This is a genomic window from Porphyromonas bobii (assembly GCF_943169685.1).
GTDB lineage: Bacteria > Bacteroidota > Bacteroidia > Bacteroidales > Porphyromonadaceae > Porphyromonas > Porphyromonas pasteri.
Map to the genome: position 1 here is coordinate 176590 of NZ_CALPBU010000006.1, position 25503 is coordinate 202092.

16 protein-coding genes and 1 rRNA gene are annotated in these 25503 nt (G+C 57.0%); 16 read left to right on the forward strand and 1 reads right to left on the reverse strand.

Annotated elements, in window-relative coordinates; translation table 11 throughout:
• Positions 1-17 precede the first annotated feature (17 nt).
• From KO088_RS07215 to KO088_RS07250, 8 genes are all read left to right on the forward strand, one after another.
• Complete coding sequence (locus tag KO088_RS07215; protein ID WP_215494171.1) at positions 18-749, forward strand: YebC/PmpR family DNA-binding transcriptional regulator; 732 nt, start codon at positions 18-20, stop codon at positions 747-749.
• A 346-nt stretch (positions 750-1095) separates the two neighbouring features.
• A complete protein-coding gene (locus KO088_RS07220) occupies positions 1096-2304 on the forward strand; it encodes a tetratricopeptide repeat protein (RefSeq protein ID WP_251419871.1) in 1209 nt (402 codons plus the stop codon).
• Positions 2301-3548, forward strand: coding sequence for a peptidase T (pepT, locus tag KO088_RS07225; RefSeq protein ID WP_215494173.1), 1248 nt, complete (start codon positions 2301-2303; stop codon positions 3546-3548). The genes KO088_RS07220 and pepT overlap by 4 nt, the downstream gene beginning before the upstream one ends.
• Before the next feature lie 3 nt (positions 3549-3551).
• Positions 3552-4718, forward strand: coding sequence for a 1-deoxy-D-xylulose-5-phosphate reductoisomerase (locus KO088_RS07230; RefSeq protein ID WP_215494174.1), 1167 nt, complete (start codon positions 3552-3554; stop codon positions 4716-4718).
• A gap of 10 nt (positions 4719-4728) precedes the next feature.
• A complete protein-coding gene (gene rseP / locus KO088_RS07235; RefSeq protein WP_215494175.1) occupies positions 4729-6051 on the forward strand; it encodes an RIP metalloprotease RseP in 1323 nt (440 codons plus the stop codon).
• 9 nt (positions 6052-6060) lie between these two features.
• Positions 6061-6975, forward strand: coding sequence for a ribonuclease Z (locus KO088_RS07240; protein WP_215494176.1), 915 nt, complete (start codon positions 6061-6063; stop codon positions 6973-6975).
• A 54-nt stretch (positions 6976-7029) separates the two neighbouring features.
• Positions 7030-10053, forward strand: a complete 3024-nt coding sequence (locus KO088_RS07245; protein ID WP_215494177.1) for a tetratricopeptide repeat protein — start codon at positions 7030-7032, stop codon at positions 10051-10053.
• Positions 10050-11843 carry a hypothetical protein gene (locus KO088_RS07250; RefSeq protein WP_215494178.1) on the forward strand — a complete coding sequence of 598 codons (1794 nt, stop codon included), beginning with the start codon at positions 10050-10052 and terminating at the stop codon, positions 11841-11843. The genes KO088_RS07245 and KO088_RS07250 overlap by 4 nt, the downstream gene beginning before the upstream one ends.
• Before the next feature lie 120 nt (positions 11844-11963).
• On the opposite strand, the gene mnmA is transcribed toward KO088_RS07250, so the two are convergent.
• Positions 11964-13136 carry a tRNA 2-thiouridine(34) synthase MnmA gene (mnmA, locus tag KO088_RS07255; protein WP_251419874.1) on the reverse strand — a complete coding sequence of 391 codons (1173 nt, stop codon included), beginning with the start codon at positions 13134-13136 and terminating at the stop codon, positions 11964-11966.
• Positions 13137-14255: 1119 nt separating this feature from the next.
• On the opposite strand from mnmA, the gene KO088_RS07260 reads away from it, so the two are divergent.
• The 8 genes from KO088_RS07260 to KO088_RS07295 form a co-directional block, all read left to right on the forward strand.
• Positions 14256-16676: a TonB-dependent receptor gene (locus tag KO088_RS07260; protein ID WP_251419876.1), complete on the forward strand. Its 2421-nt coding sequence runs from the start codon at positions 14256-14258 to the stop codon at positions 16674-16676.
• Between the two features lie 11 nt (positions 16677-16687).
• Positions 16688-18121 (forward strand): hypothetical protein, encoded by a 1434-nt coding sequence (locus KO088_RS07265; protein WP_215494179.1) that lies wholly within the window; start codon positions 16688-16690, stop codon positions 18119-18121.
• A 15-nt stretch (positions 18122-18136) separates the two neighbouring features.
• On the forward strand, positions 18137-19555 hold the full coding sequence (locus tag KO088_RS07270; protein ID WP_251419877.1) for a hypothetical protein: 1419 nt from the start codon (positions 18137-18139) through the stop codon (positions 19553-19555).
• Between the two features lie 31 nt (positions 19556-19586).
• A complete protein-coding gene (locus KO088_RS07275) occupies positions 19587-20690 on the forward strand; it encodes a DUF4876 domain-containing protein (RefSeq protein ID WP_215494180.1) in 1104 nt (367 codons plus the stop codon).
• 137 nt (positions 20691-20827) lie between these two features.
• On the forward strand, positions 20828-21937 hold the full coding sequence (locus KO088_RS07280; protein ID WP_215494181.1) for a DUF4876 domain-containing protein: 1110 nt from the start codon (positions 20828-20830) through the stop codon (positions 21935-21937).
• Positions 21938-22086: 149 nt separating this feature from the next.
• A complete protein-coding gene (locus KO088_RS07285; protein WP_215494182.1) occupies positions 22087-23307 on the forward strand; it encodes an aminotransferase class V-fold PLP-dependent enzyme in 1221 nt (406 codons plus the stop codon).
• Between the two features lie 25 nt (positions 23308-23332).
• Entirely contained in the window at positions 23333-23935 is a 603-nt protein-coding gene (gene rnhB, locus KO088_RS07290; RefSeq protein ID WP_215494183.1) for a ribonuclease HII, read from the forward strand.
• A gap of 1140 nt (positions 23936-25075) precedes the next feature.
• Positions 25076-25503 (forward strand): 23S ribosomal RNA (locus KO088_RS07295); the annotation flags it as partial.

The window sequence follows — 25503 nt, forward strand, 5'->3', positions numbered from 1 at the left end:
ATCACTAAAGAATATTTATGGGAAGAGCATTTGAATATCGTAAAGCTCGTAAGATGAAGCGCTGGGGCAACATGGCCCGCGTCTTCACGAAGCTCGGTAAGGAAATCACCATTGCGGTCAAGGCTGGGGGCCCCGAGCCCGAGACCAACCCACGTCTGCGCGTCCTGATGCAGACGGCCAAGAAGGAGAACATGCCTAAGGAGAACGTGGAGCGCGCCATCAAGAAGGCCAGCTCGAAGGACTTCTCCGACTATAAGGAGATGAACTACGAGGGCTATGGCCCCTTCGGTATCGCTATCTTCGTTGAGACTGCTACCGACAACACCACTCGTACGGTGGCCAACGTCCGCAGCTACTTCAATAAGTTCGGCGGTAGCCTCGGTACCTCGGGCTCGCTGGAGTTCCTCTTCGATCACAAGTGTATCTTCCACATCGTGAAGAAGGAAGGTATGGACCTCGAAGAGCTGGAGCTGGAGCTGATCGACTACGGTGTAGATGAGCTGGAGGAAGACGAAAACGAAATCATCCTCTACGGCCCATTCTCTGCTAATGCCCAGATCCAGTCGTACCTCGAAGAAGCTGGCTACGAGATTACCTCTGCTGAGTTCGTCCGCCTGCCTAACGACACGAAGCCTGTGACGCCTGAGCAGCGTGAGACCCTCGCTAAGCTCATCGACAAGCTCGAGGAAGATGAGGACGTGCAGAACGTCTTCACCAATATGCAGGAGGAGGAAGAAGAGGAAGCCTAATCCCTTCGACCCACTGCTCCCCACCTCGGGGAAGCCCCACGATAAAGCGATCCGCTACGGATGCACCCTCACTCGGTGCTCCGTAGCGGATCGCTTTTTATTCGGAGGGAAGTCGTTGCTACTATCCCCGCAAAGTGGTGGGTATTAGTGTATTTCTGGTAGCGCCTATGTGGAGCAAATGAGTGGTGGGGAAGGGACTATCGCAATCCGTGGCAATGTCGTATCTTTGTCTAATATAGTGGTTAGCCGATCATTTGCCCGCCCAAAGGCGTTATTAGAGCAAGTGGTCACCCTGCGAGAGTGGGGGAGACTGACCTATTACACGAACCCGTACATGACGATCAAGATGAAAAGTTACTTAGGGTACATCGCGGCGCTCTGCCTCCTCACGCCATTCAGTGGGGTAGCACAGCGCTCCAATGTGCGTGCCGCTGATCGCCTACTACAGAGCGATAAACCCAACTACACGGAGATCCGCCGCCTCATCAAGCTCGCCGAAGAGCATGAGGAGACCAAGGGTGATGCCTATACCTACTATGTCAAGGGCCTTGTAGAGCATACCCTCTATAAGACCGAGTTCCGCAAGGTCACGACCCCAGGGAGTGTGGGTGATACGGCGAAGATGTTTCGCCATGTCGTCGATGAACTCGTCGGCTGGCGTCGTGCAGACTCTATCGAGCGTCAGCCCGATCCCTCGACGGGACGTATCGTGCTGAAGTATCAGAAGAAGATCCAGGACTATGTGCGTGAGGATGCCCCGAAGATGTATGAGGCGGGGCTCTTCTGGCTCGACCGCAAGAAGTATGCTGAGTCTACGGCTGCCTTCTCTGCGGCTCTTGAGGCGCAGCGCCTACTTCTGCCCGTAGGGCGCAAGGAGCTCCCCACCGATACGACGGTCGCTAACCTCGCTTACTATGCGCTGGTGTCTGCCTACACTGGGGAGCTTTACCCTGAGGTGATCCGCCTCGGTGAGCTCTATCGTGACGTAGCTGCCAATAAGAATGAGGTCTATCAGTTCCTTGCTAAGGCCCACATGGCTATGCAGGATACGGTCGGTGCGATGCCCTTCCTTGAGGAAGGTATCCGACTTTACCCCGAGACGACCTTCTACTTTGGCTCGATGATCTCGATCTATCAGGCCCAAGGCCGCTACAAGGAAGCTGTCGCCCTCATTGACAAGGCGCTGAAGGTGACCCCCGACAACCCCAATCTCTTGGTGCTTCGCGGTAATGTCTACTTCCTTGCCCAGGAGTGGGATCGTGCTGTCGAGGTCTATCGTCAGGTCCTTCGCCAGAACCCCGACAACTACGATGCGCTCTTCAACCTCGGCCAGGTCTACTACAACCAAGCTGTCTCTATCCTGGCCAATCCGCTGAGCTCACGTCTCGAGGAGAAGAAGGCCAAGGAATACTTCCGCCAATCCCTTCCCCAGCTCGAGGCTGCCTACAAGATCGCTCCCGATCAGGTGCGTGACCTCCTCGGCAATGTCTACTACCGCTTGGGGCTGGAGCAGAAGTATGCTGAGCTCTACACGGACAAATCTTCAAGCAAATGAACCCAACTATAGCCTCCTCCGTGCGTGAGGCCCTCCTCAATCGCTTCCTCCGCTACGTACAGATCGATACGGAGAGCGATCCCAATAGCACGACTTACCCCTCGACAGAGAAGCAGTTTGACCTGCTCCGTCTTCTGCGTGACGAGCTGATAGCCCTCGGTGTACCCTCCGTACGCCTCGAAGAGAAGGGCTATGTGATGGCGCAGATCCCAGCTACTCCAGGCTATGAGGATCGTCCTGCGCTGGGGCTCATCTCGCATGTCGATACGAGCCCTGACTTCACGGGCCGTGGTGTCCGTCCGCAGATCATCGAGTACTATGATGGTACGCCTATCCCCCTCGGTGATGATGCCATGCTCACGGTACAGGAGTTCCCCGAGCTACTGGAGTTCCTTGAGCATACGCTCATCACGACTGATGGGACGACACTCCTCGGAGCGGATGACAAGGCGGGTGTCGCCGAGATCATGGAGACGGTACGCTACATCCTCGAGCATCCCGAGCTACCCCACGGGCGTATCTGCATCGGCTTCACCCCTGACGAAGAGATCGGCAAGGGCGTGGACTACTTCGATGTAGAGGCCTTCGGTGCGGACTTTGCCTTCACCGTCGACGGCAGCCGTGAGGGCGAGCTGGAGTATGAGAACTTCAACGCTGCCTCCGCTCGCGTCGTCGCTACGGGGCGTAGCATCCACCCAGGCTCGGCTAAGGGGAAGATGATCAATGCTATCGAGGTGATCTACCTCCTGCATGCTTCACTCCCTCACTATGCACGCCCTGAGTTCACCGAGGGTTATGAGGGCTTCTACCACCTGATGCACTTCACCGGTGGGGTAGAGCATGCCGAAGCCGAGTACATCATCCGCGATCATGATCGTGCGCTCTTCGAGGAGAAGAAGGCGCTGATGGAGCGTGTCGCAGGCGAGATCAATGCCGCTTACAAGCGTGAGGTCATCAAGGTCGAGATCCGCGACTCCTACTATAATATGTACGAACAGGTGGCACCCCACGAGGAGTATATCGAGCGCGCTAAGGCAGCTATGCTCCGTGCTGGAGTCACGCCCCGCATCTCGCCCATCCGTGGCGGGACGGATGGCGCCCGCCTCTCTTATATGGGACTGCCTTGTCCCAACCTCTTCACGGGTGGAGCGAACTTCCATGGGAAGTATGAGTATGCTTCGCTTGACACGATGTGCCGCTCGGTAGAGACGCTTGTCTACCTCCTCACTGAGACTGCGGAGTAAGTAATGATACAGAAGAAAAGGATCGCCGTCCTCGGCTCTACGGGCTCTATCGGGACGCAGGCCCTGGAGGTCGTCCGTAGTCATCGTGAAGCCTTCGAGGTGACGGTGCTGGTGGCACGCCGATCGACAGAGCTCTTGATAGCTCAGGCCTTGGAGTTCAGTCCCGCTGTGGTCGTGATCTCCGACGAAGCCTATTATCCCGAGGTCCGACAAGCCCTATCGCATACCTCTATCGAGGTTATGGCAGGGAGTGAAGCTATCGCGGAGGTGGTCGTCCGACCTGATGTAGATATCGTCCTCACGGCGATGGTCGGCTTCTCTGGCTTAGTACCCACACTTGCAGCTATCACAGCAGGGAAGACTATCGCCCTATCAAATAAGGAGACGCTCGTCGTAGCAGGCGAGCTCATCATATCGCTCGCTACGCGTCATGGAGCGCGTATCCTGCCTGTCGACTCTGAGCACTCGGCTATCTATCAGTGCCTCGTCGGGGAGGAAGGCAATCCGCTGGAGCGCATCCTGCTTACGGCATCGGGAGGTCCCTTCCGTAGCTATAAGCGAGTAGAGGAGCTTGAGGCCGTGACGGTCGAGGCTGCTCTGCGTCACCCCAACTGGAGTATGGGGGCTAAGGTCACCATTGACTCCGCCTCGCTGATGAATAAGGGGCTGGAGATGATCGAGGCCCGATGGCTCTTTGATACGCCTGCCGAATCGATCGAGGTACTTGTGCATCCGCAGAGCATCATCCACTCGATGGTGGAGTTCGCCGATGGCTCGATCAAGGCACAGCTGGGTCAGCCCGATATGCGCCTGCCCATTAGCTATGCGCTCGGCCTTACGGAGCGTGTGAGCAATGACTATCCCCGCCTCAACTTCCTCGAGCACACCTTTACCTTTGAGCGCCCAAATATGGAGCTCTTCCCCAACCTCGCGCTGGCCTATCGAGCGCTGGAGCTTGGTGGTACCGCTCCATGTGTGCTCAATGCCGCCAATGAGATCGCTGTCGAAGCCTTCCTCGCTGGCAAGCTGGGCTTCCGTGCTATGAGCGCGCTCATCGCCCAGGCCCTGGAGGCGCACCGCCCCGAGCGGAGCTACGACCTCCAGCTGCTCTCAGAGCTCGATGTCGCAGTGCGTGCTGAGTCTCGTGAGCGCCTCAATCATATCAGATAATAGTAATCCAATGGATATAGCAATTCGTGTACTTCAACTCCTCCTCTCGCTCTCCATCCTCGTCTTCATCCACGAGCTGGGGCACTACTCGATGGCCCGTTTCTTCGGAGCGCGTGTAGAGAAGTTCTATCTCTTCTTTAACCCCTGGTTCTCTATCTTCAAGTGGAAGAGTAAGCGTAGCGGTACGGTCTACGGCCTTGGCTGGCTCCCTCTCGGTGGCTACTGCCAGATCGCTGGTATGATCGATGAGTCGCTGGATACCGAGGCGATGGCCAGTGCGCCTAAGCCCGATGAGTTCCGCAGCAAGAAGCCTTTCGCTCGCCTGATGATCATGGCCGGTGGGGTGATCTTCAATGTCATCCTCGCCTTCATCATATATACTGGTATCACCCTCACTTGGGGGACGAAGGTCCTTCATAGCGATCAGGTCTCTGCGGGGATGAACTTCTCCACGCCCGCTGAGGAGGTTGGCTTTGTCGACGGGGATGTGATCCTCAGCGTCGACGGCAAGCAGTCTCCCAATGTGCTTGACTCACGCTTCATGTCGTCGCTCATCAATGCTCACGAAGTCGTGGTGCGTCGTGGCGGTGCCGTGGAGACGATCCGCCTGCCCGAGGATATGATGCAGCGCCTCCTCCGTGCTGAAGAGGGCTTTGGCTCTCTGCGTATGCCCTTCGTCGTAGATGCAGTCTCCGAAGGTAGCCGTGCGCAGGGGCATCTGGTCTCTGGAGACCGTGTCGTAGCAGTCGACTCCGTCACCTGCACCGATGTCACGGAGGTCATCACGGCTCTGGACAAGAAGAAGGGTAAGGACGTCGTGCTTACCGTCGAGCGCTCGGGTACGGCTCTGCAGACCATGCTCCCCGTAGACACGGCAGGGCATATCGGTGTCGTCCTCAAGGGCATCGAAGAGCTCTATCCTATCGAGCACGTCCAGTACAATGTCTTCACGGCTATCCCTGCAGGTATCGACCGCGCAGGTCAGACGATCTCGGGCTATGTTCGTGGGCTGAAATATATGTTCACCAAGGAGGGCGCTAAGCAGATGGGCGGCCTCGGTACGATGGGTAAGCTCTTCCCCACGACCTTCGACTGGCAGAGCTTCTGGTCTATCACGGCCTTCCTCTCTATCATCCTTGCGGTGATGAATATCCTGCCTATCCCCGCACTTGATGGGGGGCACATCCTCTTCATCATCATCGAGATGATCCGTCGCAAGCCTCTTAGCGATAAGGCGATGACCACGATCCAGACTATTGGTCTCGTGCTACTCGTCCTGCTGATGGTCTATGCGAACGGCAATGATATCTACCGAGCCTTCTTCGGCAAGTAAGTAGAGCGTATGGGGGACTTCCGCGTCCATATCTTAGGCTGTGGCTCAGCTCTGCCGACGATGCAGCACTACCCTACGGCTCAGGTCGTGGAGCTTCGTGATAAGCTCTTCGTCGTGGACTGTGGGGAGGGTGCGCAGCGTCAGCTACGCCGTCAGCGCCTGGACTTCGGGCGTATCGTCGGCGTCTTCATCTCCCATCTGCATGGCGACCATTGCTACGGGCTCTACGGGCTCCTCTCTACGATGGGGATGCTCGGCCGTCGCAGGGCACTCCCCGTATATGGTCCTCGAGGGATCGATAAGTTCTTAGCCCCCTTCATCGAGGAGAGTCGCTCCTATCTGGGTTACGACATCGAGGTGCATGTAGTGGATGACCGCACGAGTAGTGTTTGCTATGAGGATCGGTCGGTGACGGTGACGACGCTCCCGCTGGAGCACCGCACGCCCTGCACGGGCTACCTCTTCCGCGAGAAGGTCACGGAGCGCCATATTGATCGCGCTTCGTGTGATTTCTACGGCGTTCCTCGTTCTTATTATACAGCGCTACGTGAGGGAGCGGACTTCACCACCGAGGAGGGGAAGGTCATCCCCTGTGAGCGACTGACGCGTCAGGGTAAGACTCCACGGAGCTATGCCTACTGCTCGGATACGGCTTACCTGCCCTCGCTGGTGCCACTCCTTCGGGATGTGAGCCTCCTTTATCACGAGGCGACGTTCCTCAGCGACCGCTTGGCGCGAGCTAAGGAGACGGCGCATAGTACGGCTGAGCAGGCTGCGCGTATAGCACAGGCTGCGGGTGTCGAGCGCCTTGTCATCGGCCACTATTCGGCCCGCTATATAGATATCCAGCCTCTCTTAGAGGAGGCTCAGGCCGTCTTCCCCGAGACCGTAGCAGCGGACGAAGGGATGATCCTCGAACTTTGATATACATCTCTCCCAGCCCCATTGCTTCTGGGAGCTCCAATTAATACAAATTATATGACTACGAAGAAGACGATCAAGCGACTCATCCTCTCTCTGGGGTGTGCTTCTCTTGCTCTAAGCCCGCTTGCAAGCCAGGTCCTGGAGGTGCGTCCTGATCGGACTATCCTGACTCAGCTGCAGCAGGACTTTGTGAGCCGCAATTATGTAGGCTTCCGGCACGACCTGCCTCGCCTGCGTGCTTTACCATTACTTACCGAGCACCAGCCCTATCGTGAGGCGGTAGCTCGTCTGATGACCGAGGAGACGTCTCCCGACGCTGTCCTCACACGCTTCCTCAAGGAGCATCCAGGCTCCCTTGATCGTCCCTCAGCAGAGCTCTTGCTCACTCTGGTGTATGTCGATCAGGGGCTCCTCCCTCTTGCCCGTACGCAGCTCGAGCAGGTCAAGCGCTCGGCACTCTCTCCTCGTGAGGCTGCTCAGTACGACTTAGCTCTCGCCTACACGATCCTGGCCGACCAGAGAAGTGCAGCTGACCTGGATGAAGCTCAGCGCCTCCTCCTCTCTGCGAGTGAAGACTCCTCTATCATCGGGGAGCAGGCTCTCATCTACCTCGGCTCTGTGGCTTGGGCACGTGGGGATATTCAGGAGGCTCGTGCGATCTTCTCGCGCAATGATTACTCCAGCGACCTCGCTCCCGAGGCTGCCTATCAGCTTGCTCTGCTCTCCTTTGCTACGGAGGATGCTAAGACGGCTCAGCGTCGTGCGAGTGACCTCCAGCGTCGCTATCCCGAGATGGCTTCGCGTGCTTCCTTCCAGTCGGTCATCGGGCAGTCCTACTATGCTGATGGCAATTATGATCAGGCTATCCGCACTCTCCAGCCCCTACAGGAGCTCGAGGACTATAAGCCCACGGCAGAGGAGAGCTATGCCCTCGGTACTTCACTCTATGCTAAGGGACGCTACGAAGAAGCGCTTCGTCCGCTGAGTACTGCCTCTGAGAGCAGCTCTGCTATCGGTGCACAGGGGCTCTTCCTCCTTGGTAATGCCCGCCTCAAGCTTCAGCGCACGAGCGAAGCTGCTCTGGCGTTCAGCCGTGCAGGCCAGCACCCTGGGGCTACCGAGCGAGTACGCGAGTACGCGCTGTACAATGGGATCCTCCTGCAGGACGAGACGCAGCGCTCGAACTTCGGTCAGACCGTTCGCATGGCTGAGACCTTCGTCACCGAGTTCCCCAACTCCAGCTACCGCCCTCAGATCCTCCAGCTCATGAAGAGTATCTTCCTGACGAATAAGGACTACGCTGAGTCGCTCGCTACGCTGGATCGTCTGCAGGTCAAGAGTGCTGAGCTGAGCGAAGCCAAGCAGTACGTCCTGCTTCGCCTCGGTGAAGGTGCTTTGGCTTCTCGTGACTATGCCCGTGCTAATGATTACCTGAATCGCGCCGTCACACTCGGCACGAAGAACGAGTACACGGCTCAGGCACATCTCCTCGCTGCTTCGAGTGCTCTGGAGCGTGGCGAGTATGCTGCTGCTGAGTCTGCTGCATCGAAGAGTATCGCTACGGGTGCAGCTCCTGCGCTGGCACATTATATCCAGGGCTACGCTCGCTACAATCAGAAGCAGTACGCCTCGGCTTACCGCTCCTTCGAAGCCTTCACGCAGTCAAGCTCTGGCGATGATGCTCTGCGTCGTGCCGATGCCCTCTCCCGCATGGGCGACTGCCAGCTCATCCAGAAGAAGAGCGCAGAGGCTCTGGCTCTCTACCGTCGTGCCGACGAAGGTATGCCCACAGGGAATGACGAAGCTCTCTATCGTATCGCTACGATCTACGGCCGCTGGGGGCAGTATCAGAAGCAGATCGAGACGCTCGACCGCATCATCAAGACGCACCCCGAGTCCACGCACCTGCCTGAGGTCCTCTATGACAAGGGTCGTGCGCTGGTGCTGAGCAAGGCGCGTCCCGAAGAGGCGACCGCTGTCTTCAACCAGCTCGTCAAGGACTATCCCGATACCCAGTATGCGCGCCTCGGTGCTATGGAGCGTGCTATGCTGGCCTACAATAACGGGCGTACCGAGGAGGCTATCAAGGCCTACAAGGACCTCATCGCCCGCTACCCTGAGAGTGAAGAAGCTCGCTCCGCACTCTCTGACCTCAAGAATATCTACGTCAGTCTGGACCGCGTCGATGAGTACACGGCCTATGCCTCTACCCTCGGCAAGCAGCTGACACCCTCAGAGAGCGAGAAGGCGCACCTGCAGTACCTCTCTCTTGAGAGCCGCTACAAGAAGGATAAGAATGCTTCTATCGCAGACCTCGAGTCCTTCGTCCGCTCCTATCCCGCCAGCCGTGAGGCCGGTCGTGCTGAGCTCCTCCTGGCTGGTCACTACGCCCAGCAGGGCCGCAGCGACGAAGCCGAGGCGCTCTACAAGAAGCTCTCTGCTCCCGCACGCTCCCTCGACCTGCGTATCCCCGCCCTCGAAGCTCTGACGAAGATCTATAACGATGGTGGTAAGAAGCGTGAGGCTCTCGATGCTTGGTCCAGCCTCTACGCTATCGAAGGGCTGGAAGCTCCCCAGCATCTGCGCTATGGGCTTGCTCTCTCTCGTGCAGCCTACGAAGCGAAGGACTACAAGCGCTCGATCTCTACGACCGAGAGCCTCCTGAAGCGTAGCGACCTCCCCGCAGCTACTCAGGCTGAGCTCCTCCTCATCCAGGGTAAGAGCGAAGAAGCTATGGGTGCTACCGGCAAGGCTATGAAGACCTATGAGCCCCTGCTCAAGAACTTTGATACCGCCTATGGTGCTGAAGGCTATATCCGCCACTCCACGCTTCTCTTCCGCGCTGGCAAGGTGAAGGAGACGAAGAAGCAGCTCGATGCCTTCATCGCCAAGGGTACGCCACAGCAGTACTGGCTGGCACGTGCCTTCCTGCTCCTCGCCGACTGCTACCACAAGCAGGGTGAGACCTATGTCGCCCAGCAGTATCTCGAGAGCCTGCGTGACAACTACAAGGGTACTGACGATGATATCGCTCAGATGATCAACGAACGTCTCACCTCCTACCAGAATAAGAAATGAAGAAGCTTGCAATCATCCCTATAGCTGCTATCGCGCTCCTCTCGAGCTCTGTACTCTCTGCTCAGGAGGCTAAGACGAAGCGTGCCGATACCCTGCGTCGTGAGCTTACTGTGATGACCGAGGAGGAGGTCTCTCTCTCCACGCGTCAGCCCCGTGACCTCTCCTATACGGTGCCGGCTCCCAACCTCAGCCCTGTGCGTCACTCCTATCTGGATACGCCCATCCCCTTCACGCTGCGCCCCAGCGTCTCACCCTTAGGTGCTCTGACGGCTCCCCGTGGGGGCTTTGAGCGCTCGAAGCAGCGTGGCTATGCCTTCGCCTCTGCTGGTATCCCCATCAGCTTCAAGGCGGGTGCGGGCCTGAGCATCCTCTCGACGAAGACCGACCGCCTCGATGTTTATGGGCGCTACAACTTCGCCAACCCCAGCATCCAGACCGAGCTTGGTCAGAGAGTCAAGGGCTGGGAGAAGGCTTGGCGCCTCGGTGCGAACTACGGCCATCAGTTCGAGGACGCTGCGCTGTCACTCGGTCTGGACTTCGGTCAGCACGGCTACAACTACTACGGCCTCTCGCTCGTCGCTCCTCCAGCTGGTGGTGGGGTGGCGCAGTCTGCTACGGTGCCCGACCTGCGTCGTCGTGCCACGGAGGTCTCGCTCTCGGCTCGCTACGCTACCGAAGAGGACTTCACCGAAGACTGGCTGTATGACTTCTCCGCTGGCTTTGACTACACGGCAGCTAATGTCGCCGAGGAAGCTCCAGGCGTGGTGCTCAATAAGTTCAAGGAGTTCCTCCCCGAGCTTCGTGCGAACCTTTCCTACCGCATCAGCAGCATGGCGCGTGTCGGTGCGCTGGGATCGTGGTCGCTGGGCCGTCTGACCAGCACGGAGCCTATCCTCTATGGCTTCCCTCAGAGCCGCACGGCCAGCTCGCGTATGATCCTCACGGGTGCGCCCTATATTCTGGCCGAAGATGCTAATGACCAGCTCTCTTGGCGTGCTCTCGGAGGTCTGCGTATTCTCACGGGGAATGACCACTACAACGCCCACTTCGTCCTCTTCCCGAAGATCGACGCTCGCCTGCGTCTGGGCTCGGCCTTTGGCCTGCGACTAGAGACGGATGCCTCTCTCGTGCGTCACAGCCTCCGTGCTCAGCCCCTCGAGTCGCCCTTCATCGATGCCGAGGCGTTCGCTGGACGCTATGAGCGTGTCTACGATGCTAAGCTGACGGCTTCTACGACGATCGCAAGTGCCTTCTCGCTCGAAGCCTTCGTCCGCTATGCTGACCATAAGGGTGCTGTGGATTACTTCCCCGCATCGCTGGCGCTGCCTTCGGGTGCTGCGGCTTCGACGGCCTACTTCATGCCCGTGCGCTTCCGTCCCTCTTATGTGGACTATAAGGAGCAGAACGTCGGGGTGCAGCTGGCCTACAACCACCGCGGTCTCTTCTCGGCAGCTCTGCGTGGGGTCTATGCCCACTATACGACGACGGCTACGATCCTCTCGCGTCCTACCTTCACGGCCTCAGCTCTCGTGGAGCTGAATATGGTGCCCAACCTCAGCATCCGTGGTGGCTATGAGTTCGCCACGGCACTGAAGAGCTATGACCTCGACGGCTCTATCACGCGTCTGCGTCAGCTCCATCTGCTCCATGCCGATGCAGTCTACTCGCTGACGAAGCGTCTGAGCCTGACGGCAGAGCTTCGTGCACCTATCCTCGCTGGGGCTACGCGCTGGTACGGCTATACGTCGCAGCCTATGCTCCTGCAGGGCGGTCTGCAGTTCACCTTCTAAGCGGATGCGGGGGCCTCCCCCGCGTCTTGCCTAAGCTAAAAGCGGTACGGCCGCCTTGAGCATCACGCTCGAGGCGGCCGTACCGCTTTTCTTTCGTGTGGACTTCGCCGTAAAAGGCGCTTAGAAGCCGCGAGTGATCATACCGCTACCGAAGCAGATGCGGTGCTCGGTGTCGTAGAGTACGGCATATTGGCCTGGGGCAATGCCTTGGATAGGCTCTTCGCTCTCGATGAGGTAGCCCGAGGCGGGATCGTAGGTGAGTCGCCCGCGTGTGAAGTCGGGAGTATGGCGCACCTTGAAGGTAATCTCCACCGACTCCTCACGGGAGAGGGGAGCATCCAGCCCGCGCACCTCGGCGGCGTACTGCCAAGGGTCGTGGCTGATGAAGTCGCAGGTCTCCATACCGATGTGCTCGCCGTACTGGTCGGCGGGGTCATAGCCCTGACTGACCAGGATGATATTGCGACGGATGTTCTTCTTCACGACGAACCAGGGGCCACCACTCAGCCCGAGACCCTTGCGCTGACCGATGGTGTGGAACCAGTAGCCCTTGTGCTTGCCGAGGATCTTCCCTGTCTCACGCTCGATGATGAGCCCTTCCTTCTGTCCGAGGGCGCGCTCGATGAACTCGTTGTAGTTCACCTTCCCGAGGAAGCAGATACCCTGACTATCCTTGCGGTTAGCGCTCAGCAGATGCGCCTCTTCGGCGATACGGCGTACCTCGCTCTTGAGGAGGTGACCGGTGGGGAAGAGGAGCTTGGAGACCTGGCGGAAGTTGATCTGCGCAAGGAAGTCCGTCTGGTCCTTCACGGGGTCGGGAGCCGTAGCCAGATAGAGCTGATCACCGATGAAGGTCGTCGTGGCGTAGTGCCCCGTAGCGATGAAGTCGAAGTCCTTGCCCCACTTCTCCTCGAAGCAGCCGAACTTGATGAGCTTATTGCACATCATGTCGGGGTTGGGGGTGAGACCACGGCGCACGGTGTCAATGGTGTACTGGACGACGTTCGCCCAATACTCGTCGTGTAGCGAGACGACCTCAAGAGGGCAGTCATAGCGGTGTGCCAGATGGCGCACGATCTCCAGATCATCCTCCCACGAGCAGTCCGTGAAGCCCTTCTCCTCCATACCGATCTGGATGTAGAAGAGGGTAGGGCGGTAGCCCGCCTCGGTGAGGAGGTGGACGACGACGGAGCTATCGACCCCCCCTGAGACGAGGGCGGCGATGCGGGGCTCGGTGAGCCCACTTCGGCGGATGCGCTCCTGTAGGGGCGCTATGAGATCTTGCTTCTGCATACTACAAAGGTACGGCAATTCCCGTGCTCTGTGGCGAAGGTGCTTCGTGCGCCCTTTCAAAGAGCCAGGGGGATATCGAGAGCATATCATCAGGAGGGGCAGGGGTGAAGCTCAAGCAGTCGGGCCTTCAAACAACTACTGTTCTGCACGCGTCCGACTATTGCTCCGTGCTCAATCCACTATTCGTTTGTACATCGAATGAATAGTGGTACGGGGTGTCATCCACTACTCGTTTGCACTTCATACCACTATTGCTTTGGAAGGCTCACCATATTAGGTTGTTGCTCCACGCAGGGATAAAAGTTGTGGACGAGTGGCAGATAAGTTTAGACTACGTACGTGGCTCTAATATCTACGTACGCGGATATTTGGATTGACGTGCCTGGTCTTTAAGACTACGTACATAGATGCAGAAAAACCACTACGTGAAGGCGCTTTTTCCTTCACGAGAACGATGCTTTTCCCTCCGCAGGATAAGAGAAATACGCGCGATAAGGCGAAGGGCTTGTGTATCTCTTCGGAAAGGGGTATCGGGGAGCTGGGTGTGCGATACCTTAGCACTCGAAATAGAGGACAGGACTCTCGGCAGTAGTCTCCTCTTATATTGCTCGCATCACGCTCCCGCATACGATCAAGCCAAGAGTGCCTATTGAAGCAGTCGCTCTGTGGGGGCTACACTTCTCCCCTTCACGCGTCATAATGCCCGATTTTGCAGCGGATAAGGGCTGTATATGGGGCGTTATACAAGGCACTTTGCCAGAAAAGGATCCATATAGGTAGGTAGAGGTGGGCAATAAATACCAACAAGATGGTAGGATAATGGGTTACTGTTTGCTCTAATTTTGCAATGCCGATAGTACACATTAATTTTGCAATGCCTATAGTATACATTCGATCTCTAACTCAGCCGATAGCGAATGAATCAAACCTCTACCTCCTGATAAGAGCTGTAAGCCACAGCCATATCTCTGACTACCATCTCATAGGTGAGCGAGCCATATGCCCGCGCCATGAAGCGGCCTCACGACCTTGACGAGCCCCTCCTCACCGACCTCCTTCCTATTATCCAACCCTCCTAAGATAGGAGTGATCACACACCACTCCGCCCTCCCCACGACTATGTGGAAAGCAAACTGTAAACACTACACTATGGGCTCGGTACGCCTTGGCCTCTTCGGTCTCGTACTCACCTCCGCCCTTGCCCTCGCGCCCCATCCCCTCGGGGCTACTACTACCGAGGAGCTCGCCCCCGCAGAGCAAAGTGCGCGGGAGCAACTCACGATCACCATCCTTGACCAAGCCACACGCCAGCCCATCATCGGGGCGGTCATCCGCTGTGCTACGGCGGTGAGCCCTACGATGACGGACAAGGCGGGGCATGCCACCCTGCGCTTCCGCTCCGCTCCCACGAGTATCCATGTCGAGATCTCTTGTGTAGGCTATCAGCGCCTCTCGCGTACGGTCGCTGTCCCCGCCTCGCGCAGCATCACCCTGCAGATGCAGGAGGATGCGCAGGTCATCTCGAAGGTCGAGGTCACGGCGCAGAAGCGTCATACCTCTAACCTCCAGCAGACGGCGACCATCGACCGTAAGACCATCGAGCGAGGAGGGGCTACTTCGCTTGCCAAGCTTCTGGAGACCGTCCCTGGTGTCAGCTCGATTAGCTCGGGTAGCACTATCGCTAAGCCCGTGATCCAGGGGATGCACAGTAGCCGTATCCTGCTTATGAATAATGGTGTCCGTCTGGAGAGCCAGAGCTGGGGCGCCGACCATGCTCCCGAGCTGGACTATACGGGCTCGAGTATGGTAGAGGTCGTCAAGGGTGCCGAGTGTATCCGCTACGGCTTCGGTGCTATGGGGGGGGTCGTCCTTCTGAATGACGCGCCGCTACCCTTTGGCAAGGAGAAGATCGAGGTCCACGGCAAGGCGAACGTCGGCTACGACACCAATGCACGAGGTGTCAGCGGTTCGGCAAGCCTCGAAGCGGGCTACCGCAAGTGGGGGCTTCGCCTGCACGGGATGTACACTAAGGGGGGCGACTACAGCACCGCCGACTATATCCTCAACAACACGGGCTACAATACCATCAGCCTCTCGGGAGCGCTCGGCTACCACGCCTCACGCGTGACGGCGACCGTCTACTCCAGCCTCTACTACCAGCGTAGCGGTATCTATTACGCCAGCAAGATCTCCGACCTTGATCAGCTCGTCAAGCGCTTCGAGTATGGGCGCCCTGACTCATCGACCTTCCGCCCCTTCTCCTACGATATCAAGCCACCCTTCCAACAGTCGCAGCACTTCACGCTCAAGGGTGAGGTGAAGTGGAATCTGAGCGATAACCACCGCATTGACTTCACGGCCTCGTTCCAAGAGAACCTCCGACAGGAGTTCGAGAATCGTAAGAAGGCCGACTGGAGCTGGATCCCTATGCAGGACCTCATTCTCAAGACCTTCAAGGCGGATGTCCTCTGGCACGCCAAGTGGAATCGCTGGGGGATGACTACCGATGTCGGTACGTCGAATACCTACCAGACGAACTACAACTACCCTGGGACGAAGCAGCCTGCCTTCGTGCCGAACTTCGCTGCACTCTCGATGGGGGGCTACTTCCTCCACAAGGCTGAGCTGGGCAAGCTCCAGGCTGCACTCGGTATGCGCTATGACTTCCGCGTGATGTCGGTCAGTGGCTACACCAGCCTGAGTAACTATACCTACTACGACGACTTCAAGCTGTATAGCAACTTCACCACGAGCCTCGCCGCTCACTATGATATCAATCAGAACTGGGATGTGCGTGCGAATATCGGCTGGTCGTGGCGCCCACCCGATATCAACGAGCTCTACGCTATCGGGCTGCAAGACGGCTCCTATTGGGTCGAGGGGAATCGTAACCTCGCCAGCGAGCGTGGCTATAAGTCCGTCATCGGGGCACGCTACCGCAATAGCTGGATCTCTATCGAGCCCAGCGCCTTCTACCAGCGCATCAGTAGCTATATCTACGACCATATCGGCGCAGGGAAGGACCGCTTCCACAACCACCCCAGCGGGAAGTACCCGAAGTTCATCTACGACCAAGACGACGTCAACCTCTATGGGGGCGATATCGAGGCTACGGTGCACCCACTGCCTGGGCTCGCTGTCGTAGGGAAGGGCGAATGGATGTTCGCTCGCAATATCACGCGTCAGGACTGGCTGCCCTTCATGCCCTCCGACCGCTACGGCCTCTCGGGGACGTATGACTTCGACCTCACACGGGATAAGAAGTACCACGCGTCCGTCTCGCTCTCCAGCATCTATGTGACGAAGCAGCGTCGCTTCGACCCAGACAAGGACCTCGTCAGCGACTCGCCCGATCCTTACTTCCTGCTCAATGGTACGGCTGAGGTAGGCGTGCGCCTTCCCCACGACCACTCCCTGCGCCTGATGCTCGTCGGGGATAATATCCTCAACGCCCTCTACAAGGAGTACACCGACCGCTTCCGCTACTACGCTCACGCCCGTGGCGCAAACTTCTCGCTGCGTGTGCTCTATAAGTTCTAATGACTGCGACTATGAAATCCATCATATCTCACTACCTCCTCCCCGCTCTCGGTGTAGCTTGCCTCCTCGGGAGCTGCTCCAATGAGCGTGTAGACGCCTTCTTCAAGAAGATCATCCAGGCCCCGCCCTCCGAGATCGAGCGTGACGTCAAGGGCCACGACCAGATCTATGCCGTGCATGCGATCCTGCGCATGGGCTATAAGGCGGGCCAGATCGGTGTCGGTGCGAATGCCGACGAGATGGTCGATGTCTACAACACCTATCATATCGCAGGCGAAGAGACCGTCATCCCCATCGTCCAGGAGATCGATATCGCCAAGGATGACAACGGACAGATGACCGTGACGACGGAGCGTGATCACTTCGATGTCGTCGCCTCGGACAAGATCGTCTACGGCCTCGAGCTGAAGTACTACGATCAGAACGGGATGCTCATCAATCACCAGTTCACGAACTTCCCCTATGTCAAGGGGAAGGACGGCTACAGCGAGCCTGACGAGGACAACTCCACGCTGATGATGCACCAGCACTTCTTCGGTGTCGGGCACTTTACCCTCAGCAAGGGCTCGAAGGATGAGGCTAAGACGCTCCAGCTCGCTTACCCCCGCACGCTGGCCGATGTACCGCACTACATCGACCGCTATACCTTCATGGAGCGTGGGGGCAAGGCAGAGCCTGCGACGAAGTTCTCCGCATCGAATATCTACGTGCCCGATGGCTTCGAGCTGGGGCGCAATGCTGTGCCTTTCGACAACGAACTCGCGTGGCGCTCTATCGAGGTGACGGGTCGCCCCGATGCCCTCCAGCCCTTCCGTGCCTCCAATGGTACGATGTACCGCCTCGTGCGCAGCATCGACAACCAGCGCCTCAATCAGCTCGTCCCCGAGATCTTCACCTATACCTACCGCGATACCGACCCCATCGAGGAGGAGCTGGGTAAGCTCTTCGACGAGTCATACAACGATGACTTCATCGACCCCGAGACGGAGGCTCCCCGTCAGCGCTATGGCGAGACAGTGGGTCTGCTGAAGCAGGAGCGTAGCCTCGATGCTGGGGCGCCGCTCGACCGACTGGGCTTCAAGGGGATCTTAAAGTTCCGTCAGGCGGGTATCTCCTTCCTCCTGCAGGTGCGTCTGTGTAATATCCTCACCAAGGGTCAGCAGCGTACGGGGGATGTCGCCAAGCCCGCGAAGTACACCAATGCCGCGAACCCCGATGGGGGCTACCTCTGGGACTTTAACCAGATCCAGCCTGGCTGGGATAGCTTCGACATTGACTACCCGCTACCCGTGCGCATCATCGCCGATACGAAGGATGGCGAGGCGAAGTGCTACGAGGACGTCCGCCGCTTCTACCCCTCGGTACAGCGCTCAGAACTCTGGCGTATGCTCTCCGACCCCGAAGCCTTCTTCTATCGCTATCGTCGCAATGTCGTCCTTATGTAATGCCCACTCCTCACTATGAATACTTCTATCAGTAAGCACCTCAAGCGCGCCACTGTCCTTGGCCTCATCGCCTTCTCGCTCAGTGCGTGCGATAAGTTCGTCTTCGGGGACATCCACCCCAACTACGACGACAACCCTCTCAACACGAAGACCATCCCCCACAGTGGCGCCGACCACTACGTCGATAGTATCACGAAGATCAAGGTCACCGAAGCTCTTGCCAACCCCGATCCCGAGGGTGCGTTCAAGGACTGGGCGACGTGTCTGGTGATGTTCAAGGAAGGCCACTCCCACGGTGACGGTATGATGCACGGGAACTTCGTCTACCCGAATGCCCCCTGGAAGCAGGAGGAGTTCGTCATCATCCACAACAACGCTGGCTCTTGGCCTACCGTCGAGGTGCAGCGTCAGAGCACGGTGACCTACCTCGAGCAGTACGACAAGAAGCAGGGTCCCGACTACATCCGCATCATCGGTGGGCGCCTCAAGCGCTGGGGCCTCTGCCTCTATTTCTTCGATAAGAATGGTCGTCTGATGAATGATGATATCCTGGATCACTCCGACGAGTACCAGATCTTCTTCACGGTAAGCGATGTCGATGACAAGGGTCAGCCCTATGAGGTGACCGATACGCGCGGCACTTGGCAGGCTAAGTACGACGAGTACGATACCTGGCAGCCTGGCGGTACGATCGACCACACGCCTGTGCCTTCGCCCTTCTTCGCGAATAAGACTACGTGGAAGGAGCGTGCTGATGCCACGCCGAAGATCTTCGAGTACACCTACCGCGACACGTGGATCCACGATGCGATGGGCGATGGTGCGCGCGAGCTCTTCAACCAGCGCCTCCTCCCTCCTCTCACGCGTAAGGAAGCCGACTGGGCTGTCGCTCCCTACGACCAAGACCGCGTCGGGCTGAAGGGTCACTTCAACTTCGATATCGATGCAGATGAGAATGACGACAAGCACAAGGACTGGCCGCTCGAGATCACACGCCGTACCGACCCCACGACGGGTAAGGGTGGGCGCTATACGCGTCCCTCGTTCGTCCTGCCGAAGTTCTACCTCTCGGTGCGCGTCATGAAGTGCCCGAAGGGCAAGAAGGCGCTGATCCCGAAGGACCCTTATCTCGCACGCCACTCTACCTACGTCTTCCTCAGCAAGTTCATCTGCTCAGACTGGTACAACCCCGACGAGCCAAAGGACTATGGCGCAGACTCGCAGTGGAAGGATGTCCTGCGCTTCAACATCCCTATCAAGGTCTTCTGCAGCAGCTTCGACACCGACCCCACGGCCATTGACCCCAATGACCCCTACTACTATTACCTCGGCCGTGAGATCGGCCTCACAGCAGAGGAAGCTCTCGAGGCTTCGCAGAATGTCCAGACGCACGGCATCGGTGGTGGCTCGGGCTTCGGCAACTGGTTCCTCTAATCATATCTTCACTAAATAATCTTCAGCTATTATGCGTACACACATATATCGCTTCGCCTTTGCGATGCTGTTCCTCTCGGTATTGATGTCCTGCGCTCGCAACGAAGCCCCCGAGCGTCGCTCCGATTCACGCTCTACTCTTGACCACTTGGTTATCAAGGAGGTCTTCTATATTGGGCATGCCTATACTCAGGATTTCCCCAAAGAGTATCCCCAGCCATCGAGGCAGAATTGGTATGCTGATGATGCGTACATCACGATTTATAATCCTACCTCAGAGGTCAAGTATCTCGATGGTCTTGCTCTCTGCTCCACGGCACTTGACCCGTCTACTTTACTTGAGTTCGAAGGGAACAAGGACTTCAGACGGGAGTATCTCGGAGTGGGTACTATCTCATACTTCCCTGGCAGTGGGAAGGAGCATCCTATCCAGCCCGGGCAAACGGTAGTTATCGCTAAGTATGCGATTGACCACGCCAAGGACTTCTTCACTCGTCTCGATAAGGAGCTCGCCGCTAATGGAGAACCCCCTGTTGACCACAACCTGTACAAGGGAATCGAAGCGTTCTTGAATCTCTCGAAGGTGGATTGGGAATGGACCAATGCCCAAGCCGATGACGAGCATAAAAACAACCCGAATGTACCAGACCTCGTCCCCATCTTCACGGGGTATGATGCCGAAGAGGATGATGACGTAGATTTCGGATTTAAGGAGGTTACCGAGACGAGTGGTATCGCTCTGATTCAGCTCCCTTGGACTGCTGAAGACTTCCGCCAGAACTACCCAGATGCCGAGGGACGCCGTGGCTATAGACATACGATCAATGCTCGTATTACCCACCACCGCAATCGTATTCACGTCATAGAAATTCCCTTTGACAAGGCTATAGACTGCATCACTATCTGCCCTAAGCAAGAATATAAGTTTAACCCCTATAGCAAGGAGCCTAAAGCGACCTTTGATAAGGGCTATAATGCAGTCACAGATGGGGCATATAAGAGGACGCCTGCAAGCGACTGGAAGAAGTATTCCGGTATGGCTCTGATTCGCAAGTGGGATGGTAAGAAGTTAGTCGACGATAACAACTCGACCAGCGACTTTGCTGTACAGCCTGCTTCGCTCGGATCGAAGTAGCCGATTCCTTCAGAGAAGTAAGTTGCTATTAAGGCTTCATTAGCCTTATCTATAGCCTCTCACGACCTTGCCCCCATGACTATTGAAGTTTATGGGGATGGGCTTCCTCTAATCTCCTCACAGCATTATATCCAGCTATGCGCACTTATATATATCGCTTCGCCTTGGCCGTGGTGTTCCTCTCGGGGCTGATGGCCTGTACTCGCAACGAAGCGCCCCAGCGTCGCTCGAACTCCCGATCCTCCGTCGACCACCTCATCATCAAGGAGGTCTTCTACATCGGGCACGTCATCACGAAGAGCTTCCCCGAAGAGTGGGGATATCCTCCCGTGAAGTCGTGGTATGAAGACGACCAGTACATCACGATCTTCAACCCCACCTCGGAGGTCAAGTACCTCGACGGCCTCGCACTCAGCACCACCGCCCTCGACCCTTCGGACGAGCGTACCTTCGCAGGGAAGGAGGACTTCCGCCGTAAGTATATCGGTGTCGAGACGATCTCTTACTTCCCTGGCAGTGGGAAGGAGCATCCGATCCAGCCAGGGCAGACGGTCGTCATCGCTAAGTATGCCATCGACCACGCCAAGGAATATTTCGTTCGTCTCAATAAGCAGGCCGATGATTATGGCGAAGAGCGTGAGGATCCCAAGCGCTACAAAGGCGTGGACTCCCTCATCGACCTGACGAAGGCCGACTGGGAGTGGACGCACAGTGACTACGACCCCCAGCATATGAACAACCCCAATGTCCCCGACCTCGTGCCCATCCTCACGGGCGTAGATAAGAAGGGTGCGAAGTACTCGGACTTCGGTATCAAGCAGATCTCTGGGCAGAACGGTATCGCCCTCATACAGCTCCCCTGGACGCCTGAGGACTTCCGCGAGAACTATCAGGATACCAAGGAGCGCCTCGGCTACCGTCACTATATCAATGTCACCAACAGCCTCTTCGCCGACTTCTACGCTATCGAGATCCCCTTCTCCAAGGCGCTGGACTGCATCACCGTCTGCCCCAAGCGACGCTACAAGATCAATCCCTATAAGAATACCTTCGATAAGGGCTACAATGCCGTCACGGAGGTCAGCGCAAAGAACCTCCCGAAGAGCGACTGGCAGAAGTACTCCGGCCTCGCTCTGATCCGTAAGTGGGACGGGAAGAAGTTCGTCGACGACAACAATTCGACCAGTGACTTCACCGTACAGCCCGCCTCTCTCGGCTTGAAGAAGCCCACGACATCGGAGAAGTAATCCCTCCTCCGAAGCACCGGCTTCCTCATCTACATTCTTTATGCCCTCGCCCCCTCGTGCTCTTTGAAGCCGTGGGGGCGAGGCCTTTTCTATGCCATCGCCCTAATTATTACGTACTTTTGCAGGTGAATTCTTAAACGAATCAGATTATGTATTCTGTAGAAGATATAAGAGCCCAATTCCCTATACTCGCAGCGGAGGTCTATGGTAAGCCCCTCGTTTACCTCGACAATGCTGCGACCACTCAGAAGCCTCGCTGCGTCATTCAGGCCATCGAAGAGGCCTATTATTCGGCCAATGCCAACGTCCATCGTGGCGTGCACTACCTCAGCCAGATCGCGACCGAGCACCACGAAGCCGCACGCCGCCGTGTCGCGGACTTCATCGGAGCGCCCTCAGCCGAAGGTCTTATCTTCACTCGTGGCACTACGGAGGCCATCAATCTCGTCGCATCTTCTGCTGGCGAAGCCTTCGTCTCCGCTGGCGACGAGGTCGTCATCAGCACGATGGAGCACCACTCGAATATCGTGCCTTGGCAGATGATGTGCGAGCGTCGCGGGGCGCATCTACGTGTCATTCCCTTGACGCCCGTAGGTGAGATCGATATGGATGCCTACCGCTCCTTGCTTAGCGAACGTACGCGCCTTGTCGCCGTCGCCCACGTCAGCAACGTCCTTGGTACGGTCAATCCCGTAGCCGAAATCACGCGCTTGGCCCACGAAGCAGGTGCCCTCGTCCTCATCGACGGAGCGCAGGCCATCGCACATACGCGTGCTGACGTCGAGGCGATCGGGGCGGACTTCTATGCCTTCAGCGCGCATAAGATCTACGGCCCGACGGGTATCGGTGCGCTCTATGGACGTCCCGAGGTGCTGGATCGTATGCCGCCGTACATGGGTGGGGGAGAGATGATTGAGCGAGTGACCTTCGAGAAGACTACATATAATAGCCTGCCCTTCAAGTTCGAGGCCGGTACGCCCGACTATGTAGGCTCTACCGCCTTCGCTCGTGCGCTCGACTTCGTGACGGAGCTGGGCATCGAAGCCATCGCAGCGCATGAGGAAGACCTCCTGCACTATGCTACAGCTCGCCTTAAGAGTGAATTCCCCGATAGCTTCATCCTCGGCGAAGCACCCAATAAGGGTGGCATTCTCTCCTTCGGCATCGGGGAGATCCATCCCTTTGACCTCGGGACGCTCCTCGACCGCATGGGTATCGCGATCCGCACGGGGCATCACTGCGCCGAACCGCTCTTGGCATCCTACGGACATCAGGCGGTGGCACGCGCTTCCTTCGGGCTGTACAACACCCGTGAGGAGGTGGACCGCTTCTTCGACGCCCTGCACCGCGTCGTCCCTATGCTGAGCTAAGCCCCCGCTTACGATGAGTAGGTCTATGAAGTCAGTGAAGGAACACGCACCCCTACGCGTGAGCTTCGGCGAAGATGGCCGTCTGGAGTGTGGCTGTGATGAGGCGGGGCGTGGGTGCTTAGCCGGCCCCGTCGTCGCTGCGGCTGTGATCTTGCCCCCGACTTTCTACCATCCACTACTCTTCGACTCCAAGCAGCTCTCCGAGCGTCAGCGCGACACGCTCCGCCCGATCATCGAGGAAGCTGCTCTGGCGTGGGGTGTCGGGATCGTCTCCCCCGAGGAGATTGATGAGATCAATATCCTGCAGGCCTCCTTCCTTGCGATGCATCGTGCAATAGACGACCTACTGCTTCGCCCCGAGCTACTCCTTATTGACGGCAACCGCTTCAAGCCCTACCACGACATCCCCCACGAGTGTATCGTCAAGGGGGATGCCACGTTTGCAAGCATCGCTGCCGCTTCGATCCTCGCGAAGACGCACCGTGATGAGCTGATGCTCGCCGAAGACGCCCGCTACCCAGGCTATGGCTTCGCCGGGCACAAGGGCTACCCGACGCCAGCACACCGTCGTGCCATCGCTGACTTAGGCCCGTCGCCCATCCATCGAATGACCTTCCGCTTGGTCTGATCCACTCCTTATATATAATGTATAGCGCCCCGCTGCATGGCTGTGTGTATAGCCAGCAGCGGGGCGCCTACTATTATGTAGGTAGTGAAATCGAGCAGTACTGGTCGGTGGTCGGAGCAGTACTGGTCACACGGCGAAGTAGTACTGGTTACTAATAGCAACCAGTAGTGGTTGGAATGGTGACCAGTACTGGTTGCTTTCTACTCTTCGGAGGGGGCGTGGGAAGGCTGCCTTTAGTAGGGTGGTGTGATTCTATATTGGTCGGCGGGTGAAGCTATATAGGTCACGAAAGCAATCTATATAGGTCGAAGTGCCGACCTATATAGGTTCGTCCGCCGACCAATATAGGATGATATCCCTCTTGCCTATATGTATTGAGTAGGGTAGGGGGGTATGCGGAGGCTTTCCCCTTCCCGTACGCCTTTCATCCCCGCCAAATACTGCGCCTCCCTATTGCCCTCTTACACCTACTTACAGAGTGTGTGCTGTGCTTCAATAGTTGTTTGGGATCAAACGACTATTGGTTTGGGGTGCGAAGCACTACTCGTTTGCTACTCGAATAAGTAGTGGTTTGCATTCAAACCACTATTGGTTTACCCGCGAATGACTATTGGTTTGCCCCACGTCCCCATATCACTACACAGCCGTCCCCACTCCTCTTTGCCCTTCATTCCCCCGCCAAGCGGACCTCTTCCCCGCTCAATCCTCTCGTTCTTCCCCCGCGAAATCGCCCATCTCCCCCCAAGAGAATGAAATTTTTTTTGCCCCCTGTAACTCTCTTGCTTATGGGGAAATGAGTACAACTCAACGGGTGTTCTTGAGAAATATTTTGCGGTAAGATTTGGTTTGTATTTAGTTTTTGCTCTATCTTTGCAACCGCAAACGAGAAACGAACCGCCTCGAAGAAGAGCTGACCCGAGCGAGGGTAGCTGAGGAAGGGAAGACAGACGTTAGCGAAGACGATATGAGTAAGGTGACTTACTTATGATTGACTCAAGGAGGAGTCACAAGGTTAACACCAGCGGCCCTCTTAGCGATCATTGACATACTTGATAAAAACAAACGAGAAAACAACGTAGAGCATATATAATAAGTTAGTATACAACCTGCGTGCTTTCTATTAATAGAAGTACGTTAGGCGCAAAAACAGATAAGGGCAGACGGTGGATGCCTTGGCTCTCGGAGGCGACGAAGGACGTGATAAGCTGCGATAAGCTACGGGGATTGGCACATACAAATTGATCCGTAGATTTCCGAATGGGGCAACCCGGTACATTGAAGATGTATCACACTGCAGAGCAGTGAGCGAACGTGGGGAACTGAAACATCTAAGTACCCATAGGAGAAGAAAACAAAAGTGATTCCCTTAGTAGTGGCGAGCGAACGGGGAACAGCCCAAACCAGTTTTGTTTCGGCAAAATTGGGGTTGTAGGACCTCGATATAGGAAGACAAGATTAGGAGAACGGTCTGGAAAGGCCGGCCATAGAACATGACAGCTGTGTATCCGAAAATCTTCGTTGGACTTAGAGGTATCCTGAGTAGCGCGGGACACGTGAAATCCTGTGTG

What these genes read in the sequence shown, in the direction of transcription:
- KO088_RS07215 (WP_215494171.1), top strand. Translation starts at nt 18, where the DNA reads ATGGGAAGAGCATTTGAATATCGTAAAGCTCGTAAGATGAAGCGCTGG.
- KO088_RS07220 (WP_251419871.1), top strand. Translation starts at nt 1,096, where the DNA reads ATGAAAAGTTACTTAGGGTACATCGCGGCGCTCTGCCTCCTCACGCCA.
- pepT (WP_215494173.1), top strand. Translation starts at nt 2,301, where the DNA reads ATGAACCCAACTATAGCCTCCTCCGTGCGTGAGGCCCTCCTCAATCGC.
- KO088_RS07230 (WP_215494174.1), top strand. Translation starts at nt 3,552, where the DNA reads ATGATACAGAAGAAAAGGATCGCCGTCCTCGGCTCTACGGGCTCTATC.
- rseP (WP_215494175.1), top strand. Translation starts at nt 4,729, where the DNA reads ATGGATATAGCAATTCGTGTACTTCAACTCCTCCTCTCGCTCTCCATC.
- KO088_RS07240 (WP_215494176.1), top strand. Translation starts at nt 6,061, where the DNA reads ATGGGGGACTTCCGCGTCCATATCTTAGGCTGTGGCTCAGCTCTGCCG.
- KO088_RS07245 (WP_215494177.1), top strand. Translation starts at nt 7,030, where the DNA reads ATGACTACGAAGAAGACGATCAAGCGACTCATCCTCTCTCTGGGGTGT.
- KO088_RS07250 (WP_215494178.1), top strand. Translation starts at nt 10,050, where the DNA reads ATGAAGAAGCTTGCAATCATCCCTATAGCTGCTATCGCGCTCCTCTCG.
- mnmA (WP_251419874.1), bottom strand. Translation starts at nt 13,136, where the DNA reads ATGCAGAAGCAAGATCTCATAGCGCCCCTACAGGAGCGCATCCGCCGA.
- KO088_RS07260 (WP_251419876.1), top strand. Translation starts at nt 14,256, where the DNA reads ATGTGGAAAGCAAACTGTAAACACTACACTATGGGCTCGGTACGCCTT.
- KO088_RS07265 (WP_215494179.1), top strand. Translation starts at nt 16,688, where the DNA reads ATGAAATCCATCATATCTCACTACCTCCTCCCCGCTCTCGGTGTAGCT.
- KO088_RS07270 (WP_251419877.1), top strand. Translation starts at nt 18,137, where the DNA reads ATGAATACTTCTATCAGTAAGCACCTCAAGCGCGCCACTGTCCTTGGC.
- KO088_RS07275 (WP_215494180.1), top strand. Translation starts at nt 19,587, where the DNA reads ATGCGTACACACATATATCGCTTCGCCTTTGCGATGCTGTTCCTCTCG.
- KO088_RS07280 (WP_215494181.1), top strand. Translation starts at nt 20,828, where the DNA reads ATGCGCACTTATATATATCGCTTCGCCTTGGCCGTGGTGTTCCTCTCG.
- KO088_RS07285 (WP_215494182.1), top strand. Translation starts at nt 22,087, where the DNA reads ATGTATTCTGTAGAAGATATAAGAGCCCAATTCCCTATACTCGCAGCG.
- rnhB (WP_215494183.1), top strand. Translation starts at nt 23,333, where the DNA reads ATGAAGTCAGTGAAGGAACACGCACCCCTACGCGTGAGCTTCGGCGAA.